The 6,182-nt window shown below is 34.8% G+C and carries 3 protein-coding genes; all 3 read left to right on the top strand.

The window, feature by feature from the left end:
• Positions 1 to 640 precede the first annotated feature (640 nt).
• The 3 genes from feoB to cobA all read left to right on the top strand — a co-directional run bounded on the left by feoB (position 641) and on the right by cobA (position 5,767).
• Positions 641 to 2,461, top strand: coding sequence for a ferrous iron transport protein B (gene feoB, locus F6K22_RS11050; RefSeq protein ID WP_293097074.1), 1,821 nt, complete (start codon positions 641 to 643; stop codon positions 2,459 to 2,461).
• Between the two features lie 853 nt (positions 2,462 to 3,314).
• Positions 3,315 to 4,241: a FeoA family protein gene (locus tag F6K22_RS11045; protein ID WP_293097071.1), complete on the top strand. Its 927-nt coding sequence runs from the start codon at positions 3,315 to 3,317 to the stop codon at positions 4,239 to 4,241.
• Between the two features lie 767 nt (positions 4,242 to 5,008).
• Positions 5,009 to 5,767, top strand: coding sequence for a uroporphyrinogen-III C-methyltransferase (gene cobA / locus F6K22_RS11040; protein ID WP_293097068.1), 759 nt, complete (start codon positions 5,009 to 5,011; stop codon positions 5,765 to 5,767).
• Positions 5,768 to 6,182 lie beyond the last annotated feature (415 nt).

Genomic DNA, 6,182 nt, shown 5'->3' with positions numbered 1-6,182 from the left:
TCTGAGCAGCACACCATTACCAAATTTAGTTAAACCGAATGCTACTAATCAAACAGAATAGGCTGAATTTGCTATCATACTTTATGAAGATGGTAATCTAGAGATAGAACCAAAGTAATTTTATAGTTCTTAATTTTTCCAAGGTTATAGCTGATAATAAAGCTATCAAAAAATACAGTGAATTTTATCTGAGTGAGGTACAGTTTTAGCGGGGAAGATGCCGGCAGTACAAAGATTTTATTTAAACCCCACTCTTAAAAGCGGAGTCTTCTTTAATATCTGTACTTCATATATTTGGAATCTGCTGTTTCTCACGGACTTAAGATAAATATAGCAATATGATTTAAGTTGTGAGATATTGGATATTTTTAGGGAACAGGGAACGCTTAACTGGGAACACAGAAGAAGGAAAAAATGTATATAAATGAATAAGATAACCCCTATACTCTATTCTTTTAAGAAACTTTCAATTCTCACATCTGATTCCTGATTGCTATAGTAGAAAAAAATGACCAGAAAATCAGGTCTTCAACCTCTCCTTTAAAGGGGATAAAAAAAATAAAATTCAGTATTTATAAGCTTCTACTTCAGTAGAAAATACTGTTAACTGATCGCCAATAATTAATAACTAATAACTGAAATGACTTGTCATAATAATACACCAACAATCCCCAAATCTAATGCAACAAAAAGAGTTGCTTTCATTGGGATGCCAAATACAGGAAAATCCACATTTTTTAATCGGATTACTGGAGTTTCTGCTCATGTAGGAAATTGGCCGGGAATAACAGTCGATATTTTGCAAGCTGAGGTGAAAATAAATAACGAAACAACACAATTTGTAGACTTGCCAGGAGTTTATAATCTCAATGGTTTTTCCGAAGATGAAAAAGTCGTTCAAAGATTCCTAGAAAATAATCCTGCTGATTTAGTAATAGTCGTTATTAATGCCTCACAAATTGACCGTCAAATTCTGCTGCCATTGCAGGTAAAAGCCTTTGGTTTGCCCGCAGTTTTGATGCTCAATATGTCAGATGAAGCCAAACAATATGGAATTAAAATAGACACAGAAGAATTATCAAAACGTTTGGAAATGCCAGTGTTTCTAATAAGTGCTAAATATGGCAAAGGCTATATGAACGCATATATGGCAATTTCCGAAGAGTTAAAAAAAAGTCAAAATCCAACAAAATTAGATATCTTAAAAGCAGAGAAAAATATTTCTGTTAACGAAATAGATGCTGTCTTAAATGGAACTGTGATTATGCCTTCTCAAATGGGAAAAAATTTCACAGCTGAAGTTGATAAAATTCTGCTTCATCCTGTGTGGGGTTTACCCTTATTTTTCCTAGGAATGTTCCTAGTTTTTTGGGCAGTTTGGAATATTGCACTTCCTTCAATAGACCTACTCGAAATTGTGGTTGAATCGGTACAATCATCAATTGTTGAACCTCTAGTTCAACCCTTTCCACAAGTAATTCAAGACTTTCTAATTAATGGAGTTTGGGCAGGGGTAACTACAGTTGCTTCTTTTGTGCCATTAATTATGGTATTTTTTATAATTATGGCAGTATTAGAAGATAGTGGATATCTATCACGTTCCGCTTATTTAATGGATGCCTTAATGGCAAGATTAGGTTTAGATGGACGTAGTTTTGTACTGCATATAATGGGGTTTGGTTGTAATGTTCCAGCATTAATGGGAACCAGGGTAATGCGATCGCGTGCTTTACGACTTTTAACCATGTTAATTATTCCTTTTGGTTTATGTTCGGCGCGACTGCAAGTATTTGTATTTATTATTGCTGCAGTATTTCCTAATGGCAATGGAGCCTTTGTTTTATTCTCTCTATATATCCTCAGTTTTCTGGTTGCTATTATCACCGCAGCATTATTTCAAGGAATATATAAAAATGAAGAACCTTTTGTGTTAGAACTACCTCCTTATCGTTTCCCTACATTACAACAAATTTTTCTGAGAAGTTGGGGAGAAGTAAGAGAATTTTTAGTTAGAGCATCTGGCTTTATTACTGTTGGTTGTATTGCAGTTTGGGTACTCACAAGTTTACCTCCAGGGGCAACAGAATTAGATACTATTGGCGGTCAAATTGGTCAATTTATGAGTCCTATTATGGACCCTATTGGCATCAATCCTTATCTAACATTATCCCTCTTTTTTGGATTTATTGCTAAGGAAATTGTTATCGGTTCTTTAGCAGTTATCTATAGCATGAGCGAACAGGGTGTTAGTAGTAATATTGCAGAGACAGTTACTTTTATTCAAGGATATAGTTTCTGTATTTTTTGTTTACTTTATACCCCATGTTTATCTACTTTAGCTACTTTAGTCAAAGAGGCAAAATCATGGAAATTTTCCCTACTTTCTTTGGTATTTCCATTAGTTTTAGCTTGGGTATCGAGTTTGATTTTCTACCAAGGAGCTTTGGCTTTAGGTTTCTGAAATAAACGTTAGGTGAAAATTAGTTTATAGCTCTACCTCACAGTTTTTGATAAATGCTATATACAGCAGTTTCCTACTTTGTGCAGTACATATATTTATTTTTAGGGAATAGAGAATACGAAGCAAGGAACAGGCAAAAAATATTCTTCCTTAAGCTATAGAAAATTAATCACCGAATCTGCTGTAAGTTGTAGGAGTAAGTTAAAAACCTGCTCCTACTTTTGCTTTTTTATAATACCTAATACCAAATTGATAAATGTTTATTACAAATAATAGAAGTAAGGAATAGAGAAGAAGGCTTTAGTTATCTAGGATAGAAGGAGTAAATATTGAAAAAAAAGAGGAAAATATATAGATAAAAATCTCTAAAATGAATTGGAACGGCTATTTTTAAACATCTCCGATCGAGATGTACCTTTTTGTAACATTCTTTTTTAAAAATGGTATTACCGAACAATTAATAATTATGAATTAAATAATTCAGGTTAAAAGTATCAGGTATAGCATTCTTTTTAAGAAGTGGAATTAGTATTGATAGTATTGAGGGAGAATTAAAAGTAATTCTAAAAAGCTCAATTCCTAATCTTAGCAGTTATTGCCGTCATACCTGAAAGCTGACCAGCGAGCTAGCTGTTAACTCCGTATTTCCCAGGAAATGCTGACAAACTAAGATTGTATGAATTGAAAACTTTATTCTTTTCTCTAAGTAGAATGTAAATCCCTTGTTGATTCGCAAGGGGCAAATTTTAATTTTTGTAGAGCTATGTTACATTTAGTATTAAAGCTTGAAATTAGATTTTGGATATAATATAATATCTCGGATAAGATAATAACAATATATTAATAAGAAGTAATGATGATGAATTTATCGGATTTAAAAACAGGGCAAATAGCAATAGTCGATCGAATTATCAGCAGTGACGATACAAGAAGAATTGTTCAGAGACTAGAAGAAAAGGGAGTAGTTTCTAATAAACCAGTGCAAGTCTTGCGGGAAGCCAAATTTTCTAGTCCGTTGCATATTAGAGTCGGTTCAAGCAAAGAAATAACTATTCAACCCCAGGAAGCCAAAATGATAATTGTTAAAACAGATATTTCAGCTAAAGATATGATCCCTGACAGTACAACAGAATTAACCGAACAAGTTAAAACAGCATCATTAGTTTCATTAACTACTATTATTCTAGTTGTGATTTCTGGATTTTATCGCATCCTAATTACTGGAAATATTCATCAAGGAAATGAAGCCAAAGTTGTGGCTAATGTTGTTTACAACTCAAGTTCAACAGGGACAAAAAATCAAACATTAGAGACAATAGATAAAAGTCAAATTCAACCAACAATGGTCGGAAGTATTGAGACAGTAAATAAGAAATCTGAATTCTCAGAGAAGGCTGGGAAAAAAAATAATCAAAATACCAACAACCATGTAAGGGCAACAACTCATTCTCCACCCCTAAATGTAGAGCCAATAGCTAAAAAGATTACCAACAAAACAGAGTTATTAGAATTAAAACAAAAACTATACAAGACTATCGATAAAACCTGGAAAAACCCCATAAATATAACTTCAATATACCTAGTTAAAGTAGATAAAAATGGAGCGATCGCTGCTTACGAACCTTTTAATCAAATAGCAGCAGATAATCTGGAAAAGACACCTATACCCAGCTTAGTTAATTCTGACGCTACTAATAAAAAAGAATCATTCAAAACAGAGTGGGCTGAGTTTACAATTTTATTTTATGATAATGGTACTTTAGAGGTACAACCACAGTAATTTAACTTCCCTACTTTCATTTCGCTGCACGTTTCATGTCTCGCAGCTTTTTGTAGGAAAAGAGAAGATATTTTAGCTAAGTAGGTATTTATTTACCAAATCCCTACTTAGACTTTCAATTGACTAATAAAAATTCTCCATAAAATATTACCGAATAATTAATAATTAATAATTAATAATTAATAATTAAAGAATTCAGGTTAAAAGCCCCCCCATAGGGAAAAAGCGGTCGGAAAGCGGAGCATTCCGTAGGATGGGATGGCGAGGTTTCCCGAAGAGTGCAGAGCCGCGTTTCATGTCGCGTTTGCGCAATTATTCCGTAGGAAAGCGAAACGCAATTCAAGTCGCTCCGCGTTAACGCGCGTTGTGCGGAACGCTAAACGCCATATCCAATCGACCAAGAGAGCGGTCGTTTCGCGGAGCGCTAAACGCCATATCCAATGCACCAAGAGAAAAGAAATAATATTTCCTTATATTCAATTGTGTTACGGTTTGAACCAGAGGTAATTATCCATTAATGAAAGTATTTTGGCTTTGTTGTATGAACAGGCTATATAGCGCCGCACTTGCTACACCAACACGACAAATCCCAACCTCAAATATTGGAACTTTTTTATAACCTAATTCTCTGTATAAAATAGATAAAAAAATCGAATATTGACATAAAATTAGACTATTTGTATGATTAGATACAATAGTTCTAATAACAGCTCAATAACTTAATAGAATTACTTAACTATATTGCATAATTATCTAAAATAATAAATATGAATCAGCCAAAATTTTTAGGTAAAGTATATTTAGTAGGAGCAGGACCGGGAGACCCCGGACTAATGACACTCAAAGGCAAAGTTCTATTAGAACAAGCTGATGTTGCGATCTACGATGCTCTAGTCAGTCCTGCCATCCTCACAATGATCAACCCTAATGCCGAAAAAATTAATGCAGGCAAACGTCGCGGTCGCCATTCCCTGCAGCAAACAGAAACAACTCAATTACTAATTGAAAAAGCCAAGACTCACGCAGTTGTAGTACGTTTAAAAGGAGGCGACCCCTTTGTATTTGGTCGGGGTGGAGAGGAGATGGAAGATTTAATGCAAGCAGGAGTACCTGTGGAAGTTGTTCCTGGTGTTACCTCCGGTATCGCTGCACCTGCTTATGCTGGTATTCCCCTAACCCACAGAAACTATAGTTCCTCAGTTACCTTTGTTACAGGTCACGAAGCAGCAGGCAAATATCGACCAGAAGTAAATTGGCAAGCGATCGCCCACGGTTCAGAAACAATAGTGATTTATATGGGTGTTCATAACTTACACAATATTACCAAAGAACTTATCATCGCCGGACGTTCCCCAGAAACACCCATCGCTTTAATTCAGTGGGGAACTCGACCTGAACAAAAAGAATTAATTGGCACTCTCGACAATATTGTAGAACAAATTGAAGCAACTGGGTTTGAAGCACCAGCTATTGCTGTTATTGGCAATGTAGTTAATTTGCATCAAATATTAGGTAGTAGGGAGTAGGTAGTGGAGGAGAAATTGAAATACATCAGGTCTCTTTTTCCTCGGTAGAAAGAACTTGATATTTTATTTATCAGTAGGGTTTGTTGAAAAAATCTTATGAGTGAGGGTAGGAGTCAGGAGTTATATCATGTCCGCTTGAATAGTTATAAATAAAGAGGGAGGAGGGGGAAAAAGAAGGTATAAAAAAGAGAAAGTTTTTTGATCGCTAATTATCTGATCCGGAAATGAGATTAGGGGAATTATGGAGTGAGGTAGTCGGGATAATTGTCCCTTAATTTTTCCGCCCTTGTCTGCTCAAAATGCTAAATTTTTGAGATTTTTGTACCGAAAAGCTCGCACTTTTTTCACAGAATAAAGATTAAAGTCTTTATCTGTAAATGCTTTGTCAGTTAATCAGCAAGTCCTAAGTAATTTC

Source organism: Okeania sp. SIO2F4 (genome assembly GCF_010672385.1).
In the GTDB taxonomy this organism is placed as follows: domain Bacteria; phylum Cyanobacteriota; class Cyanobacteriia; order Cyanobacteriales; family Microcoleaceae; genus Trichodesmium.
Note: the sequence above shows the minus strand (reverse complement) of the source record. Positions and strands in the feature narration are given on the sequence as shown.